Source organism: Segatella maculosa DSM 19339 = JCM 15638 (assembly GCF_000382385.1).
Lineage (GTDB): Bacteria > Bacteroidota > Bacteroidia > Bacteroidales > Bacteroidaceae > Prevotella > Prevotella maculosa.
Map to the genome: position 1 here is coordinate 202,878 of NZ_KB908322.1, position 20,308 is coordinate 223,185.

The window sequence follows — 20,308 nt, forward strand, 5'->3', positions numbered from 1 at the left end:
ACATAGAAAAACCGCTATTGTTAATATGTATGAGTTGTTAAATGATGATACTAAATCCATTTATGCGACTCGTTGTCAGAACAATTTCTCTATGTAAAACAAACTTAAAAAACCACGGAATATTCATTATTTTACATAATAATGGGTAGGAATAGCGGTCTATTTGCGGAATTCTACTTAAATTTGCAGGCAAAAACCTGTGAGACAGGGTGTCTCTTCGGATTAAACAACATAAAATTGTGTGAATGGAAAGGAAGCTATTATCTTCAGTACTGCTGTTTTCAGCTGTTTTTGTTTTTACATCATGCTTGAAAAGTAACGATGACGACCAGACAAACTATGCTGATACGGCCATTACGGCTTTCTCTCTGAACACACTGAAACAAACCAAACACGTCAAGACGAAAGCTGGAAAGGACTCCACTTATCAGGACAAATTGACGGCAAGTGGCTATAAATTCTATATCGACCAACTCAAGCACGAAATCTATAATGTTGATTCTTTGCCCTATGGTACCGATGCACGAAAGGTATTGTGCACGATTTCGGCAAAGAACGGCGGTACGGTTGTTTATAAAAGTCTTACGTCTGACACACTTCACTACTATACAACGAAAGATTCTGTCGACTTCTCTAAGCCGCGGGAATTCCGTGTTTACAATCGTGAAGGAGCCTATTGCAGTTACAAGGTGACGGTAAACGTCAGAAAAGTGGCCGAAGGCGTGTTCGCTTGGCATCGCGTCAGTGGGCAAGATGCACGTTTGGGTGCCCTTACAGCAATGAAAGCCGTGGCCTTGAACAGCAAAGTCTACGTGATGGGAAACGAAGGAAGCACGGTCAAACTCTATGCTACGGCCGATAATAACGTAGCCGGTTGGCAGCAACTGGCCCCAAATGTAACGCTCGACGGGCAGGCTTACGCCAACTTGATGGCGCTGAATGGCTATCTTTATACCTACAGCAATGGCCGTGTACTGCGCAGTCAAGACGGTATTACATGGGAGTATAGGGGCAATGTCGCACTGAAACAATTGGCCGGTGGCTACAACAATATTATATATGGTGTCACTGAAGGAAGCGTTCTGCTGTCTGAAGATGGCGGAACTACATGGAAGAGTGACGCCATGGGTGCCGAAACGGGCTATCTGCCCACACAGAACGTGCGCTTGTTCGGCTTCGCTTCAAAAGTGAACGCCGGCGTTTACAACCTCGTGTTGACAGGTATTCGCCCGTCAAACTATGTCGATGACAGTGGTATGGTGTGGGGGCGATTGCTTGGAACGAATGACAACACGCAGACATGGAACTACTACGGACAAGGCTTTTCGCCCTATCAGACTCCGCGACTCACCAATCTGCAAGTGGTAAAGGTGGGCAGTCAGTTGTTAGCTTTCGGCGGTGTAGGTATCGGAGGATACAAGGCAAAGGCCTTTGCACAGTTCCATTATAGTGTGGATAAGGGTGTTACGTGGCGGAAAAACGACAGCTATTCGTTGCCGAAGAACTTTGAAAGCGATGCAGCGTCGTTTGCCATGACCGTCGATGAACACCACAATCTGTGGCTGATAGCCGGAAAGAGCGGGCGTGTTTGGAAGGGAAACCTTGCCGGAATGCTTGCAAAAGAGTAACAGACCGAGATGCGAAAGATGACGCTCTTGCTGCTGATGATGGCTTCAACGCTTGGAATCAATGCACAAACCGACGATGAATACCTGATGGAAGTAGGCGGAGGCGTGGGGCTCATGGGCTATCTGGGCGACTATAATGGGTCGTTGACACGTGGCCTGCAGCCGATGGTGACACTGATGATGCGCCGTAATATGAATGCTTATATGGCATTTCGGCTTGCAGTTTCGATGGGAAAGCTGAAAGGAGACGAAAGGAATGCCGGTACGTATTATCCACTCATGGGCGGTACGGCTTATGCTTTCAACCGTTCGGTGACCGATGTGGGCCTGACATATGAATATAACTTCTGGCCTTATGGCACGGGCAACGACTATTATGGAGCCAAACGACTGACTCCTTTCGTCTTCATCGGAGTGGGCGGAACGTATGTCAGTGGGGCGGAGAAAGTCTTTACGGCGAATGTTCCCCTTGGTCTCGGCTTTAAATATAAAATAGGTGAACGCATGAATGTTGGACTTGACTGGGCCATGCACTTCTCGTTGAGCGACAAACTCGACGGTAGGAAAGACCCTTACGGCATTGCTTCGACGGGAATGTTCAAGAACACCGACTGCTATTCCGTGCTGCAACTGACGTTGACTTACAGCTTCATGCCTAAATGTTCAACTTGCAATAAAGATTAAAAAAGAATATGGACACTTCATTGGATATGACACGGATACCCGAACACATTGCCATCATCATGGATGGCAACGGGCGTTGGGCCTCAGAAAAAGGGCAACCGCGCAGCTACGGCCATCAGGCTGGGGTCGATGCCGTGCGTCGTATCACATCGGAAGCCACACGGTTGGGTGTCAAGTTCCTGACGCTCTACACCTTCTCCACCGAGAATTGGAGCCGACCGGCTGACGAAATAAGTGCTTTGATGGGGCTTGTGTTGACCTCACTTGAAGACGAAATATTCATGAAGAACAATGTGCGCTTTCGTGTTATCGGCGAGGTGAAGCGTCTGCCCGACGACGTTCAGCAGAAACTTCGCGAGACCGAGGAGCATACGGCAGGCAATACGGCCATGACAATGGTGGTGGCTCTGAGCTATAGTGCACGTTGGGAAATCACACAGGCAATGAAAGACATCATCGCTGCGCACGAAATGGACGTTAAAATCCCATCTCATCGGCCTCTTTTGCCGGCAGATATCACGGAAGAACTCATTGCCAAGCATCTGCAAACCAACTTTATGCCCGATCCCGACTTGCTGATCAGAACGGGTGGAGAGCTGCGCATCAGCAACTACCTACTGTGGCAAATTGCCTATTCCGAGCTGTATTTCTGTGATACCTATTGGCCCGACTTCAGTGAGGCAGACCTTCGGAAGGCTATTCTGAGCTATCAGAACCGGCAACGTAGGTTTGGAAAGACCGAGGCACAGGTGGAAGCCGAGGCAACCGAATAGTAATAAAGCGTTGAAACATCTTTGATAATGAACCCTATAAAGAAAGTTTTTTTCATATTGGCAGCGGGAATCACTTATGGAGTGCCTGCTTTTGCGCAGGATAAGATACTCTTTCCCGATATATCCTACGCCGGAACACCACGCTCATGTATCATTGGAGGTATCAATATCTCGGGGGTTGAGGGCTATGAGGACTATATGTTGTCGGGCATTTCCGGCTTGCAAGTGGGACAGGAAATCACGGTTCCGGGGGCAGACATCACCAATGCGGTGAAGCGTTATTGGCGTCATGGCCTCTTTTCCGATGTCCGTATTTCGGCCGACTCCATCGTCGGGCGAAAGATTTATCTGCATATTGCCCTGAAAACACGGCCACGTGTCTCCACAATCAACTACGAAGGACTGAAGAAGAGCGAGCGCGAAGACATGGAAAACAAGTTAGGACTGCTCAAAGGTTCGCAGATTACGCCTAACATGATTGACCGTGCAAAGATTTTAGCCAAGAAATATTTCGACGATAAAGGCTTCAAGAACGCAGAAATCACCATTAACCAGCGTGACGATGTGGCTAACAAAGGTCACGTAATCCTTGATGTTATTGTCGACAAGAAGCAGAAGATGAAGGTGCGCAGCATCATCATTGAGGGTAACAATGCCCTGAAACTTTCAAAGATAAAGGGCGGATTCTTAAAGAAAGGAGCCTTTGCTAAGACGCACGAGGCTGGAAAACTCGGCTCGTTCCTCAAAGCAAAGAAGTTTACCCCCGAACGTTGGGCGACGGACAAAAAGAACTTAATCGAGAAATACAATGAATATGGCTACCGCGATGCCGTCATTCTGAAAGACAGTGTGTGGAATGCCGACCCGAAACATGTCAATATCTATCTGAAAGTCGATGAAGGTCGGAAATACTACCTGCGCAACATCACTTGGGTGGGTAATACAGTCTACTCGACGCAGCAGCTGAACCACATCTTGGGAATGAACAAGGGCGATGTCTACAATCAGAAATTGCTCGAAAAACGCGTTTCAAGGGACGAAGATGCAGCCGCTAACCTCTATTATAATAATGGTTATGTGTTCTCAAGCATCAGTCCGACCGAGGTAAACATCGACGGTGACTCGATAGACCTTGAGATGCGCGTCACCGAAGGGCCGCAAGCCTATCTGAGTCACGTGCGAATTAACGGCAACACGCGCCTGTATGAGAATGTAATTCGTCGCGAACTGCGCACCAAACCGGGCGACCTTTTCTCACGAGAAGCCTTGATGCGCTCGCTACGTGAGATACAATCCATGGGACATTTCGACCCTGAGAAGAGCAGTCAGCCTGATGTGAAACCCAATCCCGAGGACGGAACGGTCGATATCACCTACAATTTGGAGCAGAAAAGCAACGACCAGATTGAATTTTCCTTGGGTTGGGGGCAGACTGGTGTCATTGGTAAGATTGGTTTGAAGCTCAACAACTTCTCCATGGCCAATCTTTTCAAAAAGAATAAGGAGCATCGTGGCATCATGCCTATCGGTGATGGCGAGGTGTTGAGCCTCGGTGCACAAACCAACGGTACCTATTATCAGAGCTATAATGCCAGCTATTCCACCAATTGGTTTGGTGGCAAGCGGCCTAATCAGTTCAGCATCGGTCTCTATTTCAGCAAGATGACCGACGTTTCGAGCAGTTATTACAACGATGCCTACCGTCAGAACTATCTGAATTCCTATTATGGCGGCTATGGTTACGGCTATGGCAACTATAACAACAATTATTACGAGAACTATTACGACCCCGACACCTACATGCGCATGTATGGTATCAGCTTGGGTTGGGGAAAACGGTTGCGTTGGCCTGACGATTACTTCGTGCTTTCGGCACAGTTGGCTTATCAACGCTATGAGTTAAAGAACTGGAAATACTTCCTGATGACCAACGGAATAGCCAACAACCTGAACTTGAGCATCTCTTTGAGCCGCACGTCAACGGACAACCCGCTCTTCCCACGCCGTGGTTCGGAGTTCACGGCCAGCGTTACGGTCACTCCGCCATGGAGTGTATGGAGCCATAAGGACTATAAGAACCTTGCCGTGAATCCTTATTCGCCCACCTATTCGGCCGAACAGCAGGAGAAATATCGCTGGGTGGAGTATCATAAGTGGAAGTTCAAGGCCCGTACCTATACCGCGCTTAGTGGCGGACAGAAGTGTTTCGTGCTGATGACCCGCATCGAAATGGGCTTGTTGGGCAGCTATAACAAGTATAAGAAGACACCGTTCGAGACCTATTATGTGGGTGGTGACGGTATGAGTGGCTCTTCTTCGAGCTATGCCGACGAGACAATCGGACTGCGAGGCTACGACAACGGTTCGCTGGCTTATAATGGTTATGCCTACGACCGCTTCTCTTTAGAGCTTCGTTATCCGTTCCTCTTGGGCAATACCACTATCTATGGTCTTGGATTTGTTGAAGCTGGTAACGCTTGGTCAGACACGAAGTATTTCAATCCGTTCGATATGAAGCGCAGTGCCGGCCTTGGTGTGCGCATCTATCTGCCGATGGTGGGTCTGATGGGCATCGATTGGGCCTACGGTTTCGATAAGGACAACGTGAACAACAAGAAAGGTGGAAGCCAATTCCACTTCATCTTGGGACAAGAATTCTAATGAGAGTTGACGAGTTGATAGTAAACGGGTAAACAAGTGAACTGGTTGACGAGTCAATGATAATGTTTATAAAAAGAATAATGGTTGACAACGTGTTCGAATTGACAAGCCATTTGTCCGTTCGTTCACTCCTTTCTCTCGGAAGGAATGGGTTGGGTGCGTCCTCTCATCTGCTTGTCTGCCAGTAAACTAAATACAAATGGATATGGAAAAGAAGATTTTAAGAAAGGTACTAAGGTTTGTTTTACCTTTTTATCTTTTTACCTTTTTACCTTTATCTGCCTCTGCGCAGAAGTTCGCATTGATCGATATGGAGTACATTCTGAAGAATGTTCCGGCCTATGAACGTGCCAATGAGCAGTTGAATCAGGTGAGCAAGAAATGGCAAGCCGAGGTCGAAGCACTCAATACCGAGGCAAGCACGATGTATAAGAACTATCAGAACGAGTCGGTCTTCCTCTCACAAGAGCAGAAAAAGGCTAAACAAGAGCAGATTATGAACAAGGAAAAGGCCGCAGCCGACCTGAAAAAGAAATACTTCGGCCCCGAAGGTGAACTCTTCAAGAAGCGCGAAGCCCTCGTCAGTCCTATTCAAGAAGAGATTTACAACGCCGTGAAAGAAATCTCAGAACTGCGTGGCTACAGTCTTGTTCTCGACCGTTCGAGCGACCAAGGCATCATCTTTGGTAGCCCGAGGATTGATATTTCCAATGAAGTGCTGCAAAAATTGGGCTACGGAAAGTAAGCAAAAAATAATTATATAACACAAATAAAATTCAGAACAACATGAAGAAGATGATTTTAATGATGCTGATGTTTGCCCCTTTGGCAACATTTGCACAGAAGTTTGGCCACATCAACGCACAGGAAGTGATGTCGCAGATGCCCGAGTTTATTAAGGCCCGCGGCGAAATGGAAGCCAAAGCCAAGCAAATGGAGAACGATCTCAAGGCCATGCAGGACGAACTCCAGCGCAAGAGTCAGGAGTATGACAAGAACAAGTCTACGATGAATGCTACCAAACAGCAGGAAACGGAGGCCGAGCTCAACACCCTTTACCAAAAGTATCAGCAGGCTTTGCAAGACAACCAGCAGACACTGTCCAAAGAACAGCAGGAGAAGATGCAGCCCATCACGACAAAGCTGGTCAATGCCATTAAGGAAGTGGGCAAAACCGGTGGCTATGTCTACATCATGGACGTAAGTTCAGGCATTCCTTACATCAGCGACACCCTGAGCAAAGACGTTACTGCCGAGGTAAAGACGCAACTCAACAAACTGAAGTAATTAACGATACAGAACAATAGTGGTGGGGGCGGAATTCTTTTCCGTCCCTCTTTGCACTTTACAGGGGCTTCGCTCCCCCGTCATTCAACATTCTTTTAATTTCAAACCAAATAAACGATTATAAAACTTGGAAGAGTAAATAAAAGATAGTATATTCGCAGATTATAAGAATGACAAAGAATATATTCATACCCAATGTCTCTAGAGATGACAGAATAGGGAGTGTCTTCAACAGTCTCTTTGCTATCATAAGGGAATCAGAATTGATTGAGTCTGAAACCCTTAATTGGGATTTTAAAAATGATTTGTTCCTGCATCCATTTTTCCTTGCGCCACTTGCAATTTATAAAGATATTTGCAACAAAGAAGTGAGATGTAGCAACATGGAGCCTGAACTTGAGAAATATTTTACGAATATTTGTTTCAAAGAAATTTATGATGCATCAGGCATTAAAAGTGGAGAATTGAACAAGTATCTTGAGAAAAGTTATATTCCTATTGTAAAATTCAAATGTAAGGGAACTGATATAAACAGAATACAAGAAATACTTCAACGTGTCATAGAAAGGCAGTCACGAGTGGATAAAAATATGAGGACCCCTATTTCCCACCTGTTAAGTGAACTCGTTGATAATATAGGAGAACATTCCGGCAGTGAATATGGTTATATATTTTGTCAACGTGTCAAAAGAGATCTCCTCATAGTGATAGGTGATAGTGGAAGAACCATTTATGGTAGCTACGTTAATACAAAGAAATATCTTGATATCATAGGCTTAGACGAGGCATTTGCCATCAAGATTGCCAATGAAGGGTATTCCACAAAAGATAGACCTGAGGCCGAAAACCGAGGCTATGGAATATCAAAATCTAGGGAAATGGTTGTTGATGGGTTAGGAGGAGCTTTCTTCATGCTCTCAGGAACAGCCTTTTATAGGCACAATGAACAAGGAATTAATATCGTTAATATACCTGAAGCTTATCGGTGGAATGGAACTATTATTTTAGTTCGGATTCCATTAAAAGCCTCACAAGATTTTAATTTCTATCATTTTGTTGAATAAATTAAGAAAGGATTGGATATGGACATCATCGAAGTTCAGAAGATTTTAGGTAAGGAGATACGCTCCAGAGCCTCTATTTGCGCTATCAAGGAGCGTATGGAGAATAAAGGAGAAGTGTGTTTAGACATGAAAGACATAACTTTCATTTCCCGTTCATTTGCCGATGAACTCTATAACCTTCAATACGACTACAAACAGGTACACTTTTGCAATCAATCTGAAGAAGTAAGTAAGATGATGCAGGTGGTATGGGAAGGAAGAAAGAAAAAGAGAGAAAGGAAAGCAGACCATACGGTAATCCAAGATATGACTTCCATAGATAAATTCGTGGATTTTTTACAAACAATATAATGAAAACAATAATGAAAAAGCTATTCCTGTTGCTCGCATTCACGGCACTGACGCTCTCTGCCAATGCGCAAACACCTTTGAAATACGGCTATTTCAGCTTTTCAGAAGCATTGAAAGCCATGCCCGCCTATGCGGTTGCCGAGCGCAATATGGCCGACCTTCGGGCCAAATATGCCGAAGAAGGCAAGCGCGTTGAGGACGAATTCAACAAGAAATACGAGCAGTTTCTTGACGGACAGCGCGACTTTGCTCCGTCGATATTGCAGAAACGGCAAGCCGAACTGCAAGAGATGATGGAGAAAAACGTGGCTTTCAAGACCGAATCACAACGGCTGTTGGCACAGGCCGAGGCCGACAGTAAGGCCTCATTGAAGGTACGTTTGCGTGCCATTGTGGCACGGATAGGTGCCGACCGCGGCTATGCTTTCATTCTCAACACCGACAATGATGCCGTTCCCTACGTCAATAATGCCGTCGGTGAGGACATCAATGCCTTGGTGAAAGATGCAGTAAGGAAGTAAAATGACGCCATTTCCCAAGCTACCCGGCCCCATCGGCGTGTTCGATTCGGGCTATGGTGGACTGACCATCCTGCATGGTATCCGCCAATTGTTGCCCATGTATGATTACGTTTACTTGGGAGACAACGCCCGTGCACCCTATGGTACGCGCTCGTTCGACGTGGTTTATCAGTTCACCCGGCAGGCCGTGATGAAGCTTTTCGAGATGGGTTGCCACCTTGTTATCCTCGGTTGCAACACCGCTTCGGCTAAGGCTCTGCGCAGCATTCAGCGCAACGACCTGCCCGAACTGGACACTTCACGCCGCGTTTTGGGTGTGATTCGTCCCACGGCAGAGGTTATTGGCACGCTCACAAAGAATAACCACGTGGGCCTTTTGGCCACCGAAGGCACCGTGAAGAGCCACAGCTACGACCTTGAAATCCGCAAACTGTGGCCCAAGATCAAGGTAACGGGCGTGGCATGTCCGTTCTGGGTGCCGCTGGTTGAGTACAACGAGGCCGACAGTCCCGGTGCCGATTACTTCGTCAAGAAGCGCATAGACGAGCTTATGCGGCGCGATCCCGACATCGATTCCATCATTCTGGGTTGCACACATTACCCCCTTCTGATGCCCAAAATCGTGAAATACGTGCGCCCGGGCGTGCGCATTATTCCGCAAGGTGAGTATGTTGCGGGCAGTCTTCAGGCCTATCTCGAACGTCATACGGACATCGAAGCGAAGCTCACCCGTGGCGGTTCGTGCTGTTATTTCACGACCGAGAGTCCCGAACGCTTTGAGGAAAGTGCCCGCATCTTCCTGCATGAGAAGGTGAAAGTGGAGCATGTGGAGCTGTGACAAGCCCTCTTGCCTCCCGCTTTCATAGCCTGAGAATACTGATTTCCCCTTTTCGGAAATCAATATCACTCCTATCGTAATTCAATATCAGCCATTTCATCGCCTAATATCACCCATTTTGCACGGTGAAAAGGCCCATTTAGCACGGTAAAATGGCTGAGATTGGAATGCAATGTGTAAGTTGTTGATTGTCAATAGGGCCGACACCGAGAATCAGTTGAGCACATGTAGGAACGCCCGGTTCGTTCGTCCGCTTCAATAAACAGGTATATATACTTGTCGGTTCACTTTGGTCAGACGCCCGAACTGTGCGTCCCTGCATTTCTAACCCGACCACTTCGCCGTGCAATCTCACCCGTATTGCGCGACAATAGGACTGAAACAAAGTTTCCGAATGCATGCAATTATCAAACAGCGTGATGTGCTGTGCGGCGCGATGCGGTTATTCCCGTGTCGTCGGTTTGTTGTTTGTGGCCTTCAATATGTGGAGAATTGACGCTGTCTAAGGCGGGGAGACAGACTAATCTGCAGCTTTTCAGCCTTCGTCTTTTGCACACCTTTGCACTAAATAGTGTTAATTTTCGTCTTTTAATGTATGATAGTGTTTCTTAAAATTGTATATTTGATGCAGTCAAACCATGTTAATACGAACACCTGTCAGGCACTTCACAAGCGCAACTCCGGGCTATAGGAAATCCATGTAAGACCTATTTGTCAATCTAAATACTATTAAACCAATCTAAATTTAATTTTCATGAACAGTAAAAACATTGCAAGACGCACGTTGCTGTTGCTTTTCAGCATCGTTTGTGCTGCTTATTCGCATGCACAGTCTGTCGTTCAAGGAAGTGTTAAAGATGCTTCGGGCGAGCCATTGATAGGGGCCACGGTGCAAGTGAAGGGCGTTCAAGGCGGTACCGTCACCGATATTAACGGCCATTATGTGCTCTCCGACGTGAAAAACAATGCCACGTTGGTCTTTTCCTATATCGGATATAGGAACAAAGAGGTGGCCGTCGGGCATCAAACCACAGTCAATGTCTCTCTTGAAATGGACCATCAGCAACTCGACGAGATTGTTGTCGTGGGCTATGCCGTGGGAACCAAGCGCACGGTTTCGGGCGCAATCGACCGCATTGGCAAGGCCGACATGAATAAAGGCGTGGTGACATCGGCGTCAGATGCGCTGAAAGGTAAGGTGAGCGGTGTCGTTATCAGTCAGAACGGAGGCGACCCGATGGGGACAACCAGCATACGTGTGCGTGGAACCTCGTCGTTATCGGGAGGCAACGACCCGCTCGTCATCATTGATGGTGTGTTTGCCGACATGACAATGTTCAATGCCTTGCAACCCGGAGATATTGAGTCGATGACCATATTGAAAGATGCTTCCGAGACAGCCCAGTATGGATCGCGTGGTGCTGCGGGCGTTATTGTGGTGACAACGACCAAGGGAAGGAACGGATTTTCGAGCATTAACTATAGTGGGACCTTTGGTGTGAACACCGTTTACAAGAATCTGAAGATGCTGAATGCTACAGATTATCGTGCAACGGCAACCCGTTTGGGCATTGCCTTCACCGATTTGGGCGGAAACTCCAACTGGTTCGACGAGATAGAACGGTCTGTGGGACTTACTCAAAACCACAATGTATCGTTCTCTTCGGGCAATGATACCGGCAATTATCGTGCAAGTTTGGGTTTCATTCAGCGTGAAGGAGCCCTCAAGAACTCGGATATGAAGAACTATACAGCCAAACTCGATGCCATGCAATATGCTTTCAACAAGCGATTGAAGCTCGAATTGGGCATCTTCGGTAGTGAACGTGACGGCAAGATGCAGTATGATCCGCAGAAAATGTTCTATTCTGCAGCGGCATATAACCCCACTTACCCCACTTACAAGAACAAAAATACGGGCGAATGGGACGAGGACAGACTCGCAAATGAGATATATAACCCCATGGGACAGCTGGAAGTGACGGACCGTTACGATGTGGGCTCGCTCAATGTGCATGGAAAAGTAACCTATACACTCTTGGACGGCTTGTTCCTTAGCGCATTTGGCAGTTATACAAGGCTGAACCTCGACCACAAACGCTATGTTCCCAACGACATTCAACAGGGACGTATCAACGGAAATGGCTGGGCATACATCAAGAATATCAAACGTACGGACCTCATGGGCAATCTCCAGCTCACCTATACGAAGGACTTTGGTAAGCATCATATCGATGCTTTGGCCTTGATGGAGGGGCAACAATACAAGAGTTTCGAGAACATGGGGCAGGCTTTCAAGTTTGATACCAACTATTTCGGCTACAACAACATGCAATCCGGGGCGAATGTGTCGTGGGGCGACGTGACTTCGGAGGCGAAAGAATATAAATTGATGTCCTATATGGCCCGCCTCAACTACATGTTTGCCGACAAATACATCGCAACGGTGAACTTAAGGACCGACGGTTCGTCAAAACTCGGCAAAGGACATAAGTGGGGTTGGTTCCCTTCGGCATCTGTTGCGTGGGTCGTTTCACAAGAGAACTTCATGAAAAATGTCAAATGGATAGACAATCTCAAGGTCAGAATGGGCTACGGTGTGACTGGTAATCAGGACGTCATCGAGCCTTATCAGTCGTTAGCACTCTATGGTCCGAACGGTGTTACAACCGTTAACGGTGCCAAATCCACCACTTATGCAATACTGAGTAACGACAATCCCGATTTGAAATGGGAAGTAAAGCAGACCTTCGACGTGGGCGTGGACTTCAGTGCCTTCAAAAATAGATTGAACGTGACGCTTGATTGGTACACTTCCACCACCAAAGACCTGCTTTATCTCTACACGGTTCCCGTGCCTCCTTTCACATATAACACCTTGTTGGCCAATATGGGAAAGATGACCAACATGGGATTTGAAATCGGTGTCCGCGGGGATATTGTCCGTTCAAAGGACTTTACCTTCAACTCTGGCCTGAATCTCAGCTTCCAAAAGAACAAACTCAATTCATTGAGCGGCTATTATAAAGGGCAACTGCTTACAACAAGTGAGCATATTGCCGTGGCAAAGATCAATGCGGCAGGCTTGACACAGAACACCGGCGTTAGTTATCTCATCGAAGGACAGCCCATCGGCGTCTTCTATCTGCCTCATTGCGAGGGAATCAACGCCAACGGACAGTATGTTATCTCTGATCTCGACCACAACAAGACGATAGATACCGGAGATTCCGGCGACAGGAAGGTCTGCGGACAGGCCATTCCGAAGGCTTATTTGGGCTGGGACTTCACGTTTAAGTATAAGAATTGGGACCTGACGATGCAGTTCAACGGTGCGTTCGGGCATAAAATCTATAACGGAACAGGCATGACATACAGCAACATGAACAACTTTCCTACCTATAACGTGCTGGCTGAGGCTCCCCAAAAGGGAATCAAGGATATTCAAATCTCCGATTATTGGTTGGAAAAAGGCGATTATGTGAACTTTGAATACGTCACCTTGGGCTACACATTCGGCAAAAAGCAGCTCAAAGCCAACTGGATTCAGAGCCTGCACTTAGGGTTATCGGTCAACAATGTGTATATGTTCACCGGCTATAAAGGACTCTCTCCGCTCATCAACTCGACCTCTTTGGTACGCGTCGACGAGGGAAGGACCACTTATGGCACCATCGGTGTAGACGATAAACGCCTTTATCCGCTCTCACGTACCTTCTCTTTCAATGTAAGCGTCACATTCTAAATGTCAAACTTAAAAGTGAATACAATTATGAAACATTATATTTTTATTGCATCCTTGCTTTCAACGGCTCTTCTTGCCAGCTGTTCCTTGGACGAAAGTCCTAAAAGCAAGTTCAATGAAAGCGAAGCTTTTGGCAATTCCACCCTCACTTACGTCAATTCGGTAGCCAATGTTTACGCTGCAATAGGTGATGGCATCTACGGGGGAACCGATGCTATCCATTGTTTACAGGAGTTTACCTCCGACGAAGCAATCCTTCCGGGCCGGCAAGGCGACTGGGTTGATGGCGGAAAGTGGCAGAATTTCTTCTTACATAACTTCGCTTCGTCGGTCAATACCTATAACGACAACTGGAAGAACATATATAAGATCATCGGTCTCTGCAATTCTTCCATTGATAAGCTGACGCCTATGATCTCACAGCGGCCCGATTACAAGAAATATGTAGACGAGTTGCGGGCCTTGCGGGCCATTTATTATTACTATGCCATGGACCTCTTCGGACAAATCCCTTTGGTTACCTCGTCTTCACAGACCATAAGGAGCGTGAAACAAAGCAACCGGTCCGAAGTTTTCAAGTTTGTCACCACCGAACTGGCTGCCGTCATTCCCCATCTTTCAGCAGAACCCAGCCAGAAAACGGGCACTTATTACGGTCGGATCACGCAAGCCGTGGCCTACATGTGTATGGCTAAATGTGCCATCAATGCTCCTGTTTACACCACTGACGCCACATCAGTCAGCAGTTATAAGGCTTTCGTGGGCGATGACATGTCAAAACAGAATAAAGCAAGCGAGACTCTCGGCGCACATGTATCAACCATGGGAGCCGGTATCAGTATCACTGTCGACGGAACGGCCCGAAATGCGTGGCAAACCGTGGTTTATTGCGTCGACAAACTGGCTGCGTTGGGCTATGGTTTGGCAGCAAACTACAGCGACAACTTTGTCATGCAGAACCAAAACTCCAACGAAAACATTTTCACGCGGCCGAATGACGACAAGACCTATAAGATAACGGATTATAACCTCATTCGTTCCGTGCACTATAACCATGCAAGTGCTGCCGGATTCAATGGTTGGAACGGCGCATGCGCCACTGTTCAGGCTATGAAGGTCATGGGTTATAACACGCCGAACGAGGACCCCCGCTTGAGAATCAACTATTGGGTGGAACGTGAATACACGCAGCAGACGGGCGGAAAGACCGTAGACGACGGTGTAGGAGGAACCTTGGAGTATCGTCCTTTGGCCGTTGTTGTTGATTTCAACAACGCAGCTGACAAGCATGATGTGAAGTGTGCCGGGGCAAGATTCAAGAAATACGAATACGACCCCACGGCCGCAGCACAGGGACAATACAACAACGACCTTGTTGTTTGGCGTTATGGCGATGCCTTATTGATGAAGGCCGAGGCCGAATATCGCTTGGGTAACACGTCGGGCGCATTGACATTGGTCAATCAAATACGCCATCGTGCGGGTGCAACGGCCTTGACTTCGGTCACGTTGAACGACATTCTCAATGAGCGCATGATAGAGTTGGCATGGGAAGGGGTGCGTCGTCAAGACCAAATCCGCTTCTGCACGTTTACCCAACCCACCATTGATCGCTATCCAAATGTGTGGCATAACGCTTCTGCCGGCGATTTTAATGAGGATAAAACAGGCTATACTTGCCTTTATCCCATTCCTTATGAGGTGCTAAACTTGAATAAGAACCTGCATCAAAATCCCGGTTACGCCAAATAGAAACGGTCAGTTTACCGAGGCACTCCATGATGTCTGTTTAATGACAAAAGGCTCATGGAGTGCCTTTTTTCATGTGGTAATTTGCCATATCGCCCAACCTGTTTTCTTATTTAACCCATTTTACACCGCGTCCCCACATGCTTTTCGGTGCAGTTTGATGGAAACAAATGGCCGACAATCCCTTTTCAGTGCATAATTTCAAGGTTCAAGTGCCGGGATATGGTGTTTTTTTAATAAATTTGTGCACACGATACTTTCTGTCGTGACCTTATAAGGAGCATAAAAACCACAGGAAGCCGACTTAAAAAGTCGGGCGTACCCATTTATATCAAGAAAAAAGAATGAAAGAACTCATCTGTCCCAATTGTCATAAGGCCTTCACGGTAGACGAAGCAGGCTATGCTTCTATCGTGAACCAAGTGAAGAATGCCGAGTTTGATGCCGAAATCAATTGCCGTCTTGCCGAATTACATGAACGTCATAAGGCCGAAGAGGCTCTCGTTGCGGCCAAAGCTGAGCAACAATATCAGCAAGAACGAAGCAGGCAAGCGCAGAAGTTATCGGAAAAAGAGGCCGAGATAGTCCGTTTGCAGACGGAACTCGGGCATGCGGAAGAGAAGAAAAAGGGCGAAATTTCGCTGGCTTTGGCTCAGAAAGACCAAGAGATTGCAGCCTTGCAAGCCTCGCTCAACGAGAACGACAGCCGGTTGAAGATGGCGGTGATGGAAGAACAGCGCAAAGCACAAGACAGTTTGCAGCATCGGGAGGCGGAGATTGCGCAGTTGAAGGCCTCGGTGGAACTCGACAAACAGAAGGCGGCCAACCACGAGAACGCTATCAAGGAGCAATATGAGCTAAAACTGAAGGCTGCACAGGAGCAGGTGGAGTATTACAGAGACTTGAAGACACGCATGTCTACCAAGATGATCGGCGAAACGCTTGAGATTCATTGCGCAACGCTGTTCAATCAGACCATGCGTTCGATGCTTCCTAACGCCTATTTTGAGAAAGACAACGACGCATCGGGGGGTACGAAAGGCGACTTTATCTTTCGCGATTATGCCGAAGATGGTACGGAATACGTGTCGATTATGTTTGAAATGAAAAACGAAGCCGATGAAACGGCCACGAAACACAAGAACGAAGACTTTTTCAAGAAGCTGGATAGCGACCGACGTGCGAAAGGTTGCGAGTTTGCCGTGCTGGTTTCGCTCTTGGAACCCGATAACGAACTCTACAACGGTGGCATCGTAGACGTCTCTTATCGCTATGACAAGATGTATGTCATTCGTCCGCAATTCTTTCTGCCACTCATTTCGCTCTTGGTTCAGACCTCCAAAAAGAGCCTGGCATATAAGCAACAGCTGGCAATCGCACAGAGTCAGTCGGTCGATGTCACCAATTTCGAGAGCCGGCTCATGGATTTCAAAGACAAGTTTGCCAACAACTATCGGCTGGCCAGCGAGAAATTCCAAAAAGCCATTGAGGAAATCGATAAGTCGATCGAGCATCTTCAGAAAATCAAATCGGCCCTCTTGGGCAGTGAGAACAATCTGCGACTGGCCAACAACAAGGCCGAGGCGCTCACAATCAAGAAACTCACCCACAACAACCCCACGATGAAGGCCAAGTTTGATGAGGCCCGTCGGCAGGAAGAGGACACGGACGAGGAATAAAACCTCGGGCTTCTGCGAAATAGTGGGTTGTCTGTTGGAAACGGCAGCCTTGCGGTCTGCAGTCGTCTCCGTTTTTCCGGAGAAAGGAAAAGGACATGCGGGGCAAGACAGGTCTTTATGGCGTCAGGAGTGCGGCTGTTGCGGTGGAACATCAGCCGCATTGTACGATAATATGGCTGAAGTAGCCATGTAGGGACGCACGGTTCGTGCGTCCGATCAAGTTGATTTAAAAAGACGCTCCATCTCCAATCGATCATTTGAAAAAGATAGTGACACAATAGCCAATGACCGATGAGATTAAAACACCGTTTTTTCAACCGATTTTTTGCCTGATTTTTTGTTCAAATGTCGTGTAAATTAATGTTAAACAACAAAAAGTTTAAATTAATTAACAAATGGAAAGCTTGATAATCAGTTGGTTATGTTTCTAAAGAACAAAGAACAAGAAAAAAGAAAGACGAAGAAAAAGAAGTAGAAAGAGTTGTCGTCGCCGCCGTTCCTTCTCAAGATGGTTTTTATTTTCGCCGCCGTCGTCGTTTCCGCTTTTTTGCTTAAAAAACATTGCCGGCCGTTTCGATTATAAAAAAATCTACGAAACTCTTGCAATCGCTTGCAAAATTTTGTATATTTGCATCAGTACGAAATCGAAAAACATTTTCCTGGGATTCGCCTTCCATGCCGGTTGGGGGAGCAAGGTTTCAGAAGCGAACCAATGTGGCTGATATTATCGTGTGAAATGATAGATATTGGTTCGCACAATGGCTGAAACAGCGTGGCAAAATGGCTGATGTCGCACGGGTACAATACCGTGGGTAATCCATATAATGAATAGGTACATATGAGAGTGATACGAAAGATAATGTTTTGTGCATTGACTGGGATTGCTTTATGTTCATGTGAAAGCGTTATATATCTGAATGGTATTGTTACAGATGCCAATAATGTTCCATTAGATAGCGTTATCATTACAAGTAGCGGTGTAAAGGTTCGTACTGATTCTGCAGGAAGGTTTAAATTTATCAGCATGGCAGGATGGAAGCACCGGGGTGAAATGAACTTTCTTTTTTCAAGAAAAGGCTTTATCGAAAGCAGACAGAAACTGAAAATAAATACAGATAGCATTGCAATCATAATACTGAAAAGAGAAAAATGATATGGAAAAGATAAAACAACACTTTCAGATTCTGCATTTTTGTAGTACGCTCGGCTCAGTTTCTTACATTGACAAAATCATACAGTTTTATGCAAGATCGTTAGATAAACTAAATAAAGGAACATACGAATTATTTATTGAATTGTCGTGTTCTGATAGTGATAGCATAAGCGTCATTCGTGCGAAAAACAGAGTTGATTGCATATATCCAAACTATTTATAAAGTAGTAAAATTTGGCGTAATGGACATTTGGTAGACTGGTAAACATTCAGTATAGGATAGTAGATTTTGTGGATAATTATAATGTCATAGCAAAAGAAAGCGCATATAATTGTGGATATGACTGGCTATTAGGTACACACACACATAGTACTTACTGGACAGAGACTTGGGCAAACTATTTGGCAAAGCAATACTTTGGAACAAAATGGCTTGGAATGGAGAATCTTTCACCAAAGAATTGGGAATTTTACTATCCATCAAAAGAACTTAATACATTACTTAAGTTTGCAAAATTTGGTTGGAAAGGTTTTTGTTTTTAAATGATGCTAGAACTACTAGAACCATTAGTAAATACATAGGCTTATGAGTAAACAGAAAATTGATAAAATTCTATTTTTAGCGTCTATTATTTTAGGAGTATTTGTACTCTATTCTTGTGTTATGGACAGAATTACTGCATTTTGTATAAGAAATTGCACAAATGATACTCTTTATATTGAACTATCGGAGTCGGATACTCTTGACAATTGGATATATTGGAGTAAATATCCTAAAGACACCAAGAGGCCTATTATGCCAAAAGATACAACTTGGATTTATATACATAGAGAAAAAGTGGTTATTGATAATTTTTTCTATGCACCGCCAGATTCTATGGTATTTGCTAGTCCATACTCATTTAAAAATAACGATACGTGTTACATATATGCCATAAAGCACTGGGTGGTAACACACTATTCGTTGGAAGAGATTCGTACAAAAAAACTTTATGACAGAAAGACTGTAATCAAGAAGGATTTTTGTAATAGCCTGTATGAATACAGGGACGTAGATTCTGCTGAAGATCATTCACTAGTGTCCACTAAAATCGATTAACAAATGGCATAATATGCTGAACGATAAATAAATAAGACCCCTAAATGGACTCTATGGGTTAGAACTGGCTAACTTTTCAGGAAGTAACAATCTGTAAGTATCAGTACACCCATGAATCAAGGTAAATACATTTTTAGCCAGTTGACAGACTTTCTCCCGAAAATAAAGTTTGATTGGCTTGTAAAGAAATATGAAGGTAATAAATACGTAAAGAAGTTTACTTGCTGGAATCATTTATTGGTTATGATTTTCGCACAGCTTACACAGCGTGAGAGCCTAAGAGACCTCGTTTCTACACTCAATGCGCATAAGTCCAAGTTTAACAGACTTGGATTTGGCGAGGCTGTGACAAGAAGCAATCTCTCGAAGGCTAACGAACAGCGCGAAGCTAGGATCTTCGAAGAGATGGCAGTTTATCTTGCACAGGAGGCTCGTGAGTATCGGATTGGAAGTGTCTCTGAAGATTCCTTCTATGAAGGTTCTGTCTATGCCTTTGACTCTACGACGGTTTCCCTCAGTCTTCAGATATTCTGGTGGAGCAGGCTTCATCATGACAAGGGAGCAGTTAAGATGCATACCTTGTATGATGTCAAGACGGACATCCCTTCTTTCTTCGTGATTACAAACGGAGACGTCCACGATTCAAAGGTGATGCACCTAATCCCCTATGAACAGGGTGCTTTGTATATCTTCGACAGAGGCTACATGAACACGGCCCAGCTTTGCCTTATCAAACGTATAGGAGCCTTCTTTGTTGTCAGAGAGTGTACGTTGTCAAATAAAAGTGCACAACTGGGACCTCAATTAAGTTAGGGGTTTTAGTATGAATTATATTAATAAAAAAGTATATTTGCACAATGACAACAAAAAAGAATTTTTCAGCAGGTTCTCAGCAGAGAACATCAGAATCCTTGTTAAAGGATATCCGTTGTAACACGAAACGAATTTTCACTTCAGAACAAAAGGTTTTAATTGTGATGGAAGGAATCCGTGGCGAACATAGTATTGCCGAGCTCTGCCGTAAATATGGTATATCAGATAGCACTTACTACAAATGGAATAAGGAATTTATTGAG

At 45.6% G+C, this 20,308-nt stretch carries 18 protein-coding genes; all 18 read left to right on the top strand.

Annotated elements, in window-relative coordinates; translation table 11 throughout:
* Window positions 1–245: 245 nt before the first annotated feature.
* On the top strand, window positions 246–1,628 hold the full coding sequence (locus H164_RS0105915) for a DUF6242 domain-containing protein (protein WP_025829679.1): 1,383 nt from the start codon (window positions 246–248) through the stop codon (window positions 1,626–1,628).
* A 9-nt stretch (window positions 1,629–1,637) separates the two neighbouring features.
* Window positions 1,638–2,312 carry a type IX secretion system protein PorG gene (gene porG, locus H164_RS0105920; protein WP_019967772.1) on the top strand — a complete coding sequence of 225 codons (675 nt, stop codon included), beginning with the start codon at window positions 1,638–1,640 and terminating at the stop codon, window positions 2,310–2,312.
* Between the two features lie 8 nt (window positions 2,313–2,320).
* A complete protein-coding gene (locus H164_RS0105925) occupies window positions 2,321–3,085 on the top strand; it encodes an isoprenyl transferase (protein ID WP_019967773.1) in 765 nt (254 codons plus the stop codon).
* Window positions 3,086–3,112: 27 nt separating this feature from the next.
* Complete coding sequence (locus H164_RS0105930; RefSeq protein ID WP_019967774.1) at window positions 3,113–5,746, top strand: BamA/OMP85 family outer membrane protein; 2,634 nt, start codon at window positions 3,113–3,115, stop codon at window positions 5,744–5,746.
* Between the two features lie 205 nt (window positions 5,747–5,951).
* A complete protein-coding gene (locus tag H164_RS0105935) occupies window positions 5,952–6,491 on the top strand; it encodes an OmpH family outer membrane protein (RefSeq protein ID WP_008564548.1) in 540 nt (179 codons plus the stop codon).
* 41 nt (window positions 6,492–6,532) lie between these two features.
* Window positions 6,533–7,033, top strand: a complete 501-nt coding sequence (locus H164_RS0105940; protein WP_008564549.1) for an OmpH family outer membrane protein — start codon at window positions 6,533–6,535, stop codon at window positions 7,031–7,033.
* Window positions 7,034–7,203: 170 nt separating this feature from the next.
* Window positions 7,204–8,097, top strand: coding sequence for an ATP-binding protein (locus H164_RS0105945; RefSeq protein WP_019967777.1), 894 nt, complete (start codon window positions 7,204–7,206; stop codon window positions 8,095–8,097).
* Between the two features lie 18 nt (window positions 8,098–8,115).
* Complete coding sequence (locus H164_RS0105950) at window positions 8,116–8,448, top strand: hypothetical protein (RefSeq protein WP_019967778.1); 333 nt, start codon at window positions 8,116–8,118, stop codon at window positions 8,446–8,448.
* A gap of 11 nt (window positions 8,449–8,459) precedes the next feature.
* Window positions 8,460–8,969, top strand: a complete 510-nt coding sequence (locus H164_RS0105955; protein WP_025829682.1) for an OmpH family outer membrane protein — start codon at window positions 8,460–8,462, stop codon at window positions 8,967–8,969.
* 1 nt (window position 8,970) lies between these two features.
* Window positions 8,971–9,807, top strand: a complete 837-nt coding sequence (gene murI / locus H164_RS0105960) for a glutamate racemase (RefSeq protein WP_019967780.1) — start codon at window positions 8,971–8,973, stop codon at window positions 9,805–9,807.
* A 754-nt stretch (window positions 9,808–10,561) separates the two neighbouring features.
* A complete protein-coding gene (locus H164_RS0105965; RefSeq protein ID WP_019967781.1) occupies window positions 10,562–13,552 on the top strand; it encodes a SusC/RagA family TonB-linked outer membrane protein in 2,991 nt (996 codons plus the stop codon).
* Window positions 13,553–13,579: 27 nt separating this feature from the next.
* Entirely contained in the window at window positions 13,580–15,304 is a 1,725-nt protein-coding gene (locus H164_RS0105970) for a RagB/SusD family nutrient uptake outer membrane protein (RefSeq protein WP_008564557.1), read from the top strand.
* Window positions 15,305–15,645: 341 nt separating this feature from the next.
* Window positions 15,646–16,980, top strand: a complete 1,335-nt coding sequence (locus H164_RS0105975; RefSeq protein ID WP_019967783.1) for a DUF2130 domain-containing protein — start codon at window positions 15,646–15,648, stop codon at window positions 16,978–16,980.
* An 844-nt stretch (window positions 16,981–17,824) separates the two neighbouring features.
* Window positions 17,825–18,133, top strand: coding sequence for a peptidase associated/transthyretin-like domain-containing protein (locus H164_RS0105990; protein ID WP_154652109.1), 309 nt, complete (start codon window positions 17,825–17,827; stop codon window positions 18,131–18,133).
* A 291-nt stretch (window positions 18,134–18,424) separates the two neighbouring features.
* Entirely contained in the window at window positions 18,425–18,676 is a 252-nt protein-coding gene (locus tag H164_RS15085) for a hypothetical protein (RefSeq protein ID WP_202898943.1), read from the top strand.
* Between the two features lie 43 nt (window positions 18,677–18,719).
* Complete coding sequence (locus H164_RS0105995) at window positions 18,720–19,232, top strand: hypothetical protein (protein WP_008564562.1); 513 nt, start codon at window positions 18,720–18,722, stop codon at window positions 19,230–19,232.
* Between the two features lie 111 nt (window positions 19,233–19,343).
* Complete coding sequence (locus H164_RS14430; RefSeq protein WP_019967788.1) at window positions 19,344–20,045, top strand: IS4 family transposase; 702 nt, start codon at window positions 19,344–19,346, stop codon at window positions 20,043–20,045.
* 44 nt (window positions 20,046–20,089) lie between these two features.
* Window positions 20,090–20,308 (top strand): transposase (locus tag H164_RS15090; RefSeq protein WP_019967789.1); only part of this gene is annotated, 219 nt, incomplete at its 3' end.

Coding starts and splice junctions, on each gene's coding strand:
- H164_RS0105915 (WP_025829679.1), top strand. CDS start 246: ATGGAAAGGAAGCTATTATCTTCAGTACTGCTGTTTTCAGCTGTTTTT.
- porG (WP_019967772.1), top strand. CDS start 1,638: ATGCGAAAGATGACGCTCTTGCTGCTGATGATGGCTTCAACGCTTGGA.
- H164_RS0105925 (WP_019967773.1), top strand. CDS start 2,321: ATGGACACTTCATTGGATATGACACGGATACCCGAACACATTGCCATC.
- H164_RS0105930 (WP_019967774.1), top strand. CDS start 3,113: ATGAACCCTATAAAGAAAGTTTTTTTCATATTGGCAGCGGGAATCACT.
- H164_RS0105935 (WP_008564548.1), top strand. CDS start 5,952: ATGGAAAAGAAGATTTTAAGAAAGGTACTAAGGTTTGTTTTACCTTTT.
- H164_RS0105940 (WP_008564549.1), top strand. CDS start 6,533: ATGAAGAAGATGATTTTAATGATGCTGATGTTTGCCCCTTTGGCAACA.
- H164_RS0105945 (WP_019967777.1), top strand. CDS start 7,204: ATGACAAAGAATATATTCATACCCAATGTCTCTAGAGATGACAGAATA.
- H164_RS0105950 (WP_019967778.1), top strand. CDS start 8,116: ATGGACATCATCGAAGTTCAGAAGATTTTAGGTAAGGAGATACGCTCC.
- H164_RS0105955 (WP_025829682.1), top strand. CDS start 8,460: ATGAAAAAGCTATTCCTGTTGCTCGCATTCACGGCACTGACGCTCTCT.
- murI (WP_019967780.1), top strand. CDS start 8,971: ATGACGCCATTTCCCAAGCTACCCGGCCCCATCGGCGTGTTCGATTCG.
- H164_RS0105965 (WP_019967781.1), top strand. CDS start 10,562: ATGAACAGTAAAAACATTGCAAGACGCACGTTGCTGTTGCTTTTCAGC.
- H164_RS0105970 (WP_008564557.1), top strand. CDS start 13,580: ATGAAACATTATATTTTTATTGCATCCTTGCTTTCAACGGCTCTTCTT.
- H164_RS0105975 (WP_019967783.1), top strand. CDS start 15,646: ATGAAAGAACTCATCTGTCCCAATTGTCATAAGGCCTTCACGGTAGAC.
- H164_RS0105995 (WP_008564562.1), top strand. CDS start 18,720: ATGAGTAAACAGAAAATTGATAAAATTCTATTTTTAGCGTCTATTATT.
- H164_RS14430 (WP_019967788.1), top strand. CDS start 19,344: ATGAATCAAGGTAAATACATTTTTAGCCAGTTGACAGACTTTCTCCCG.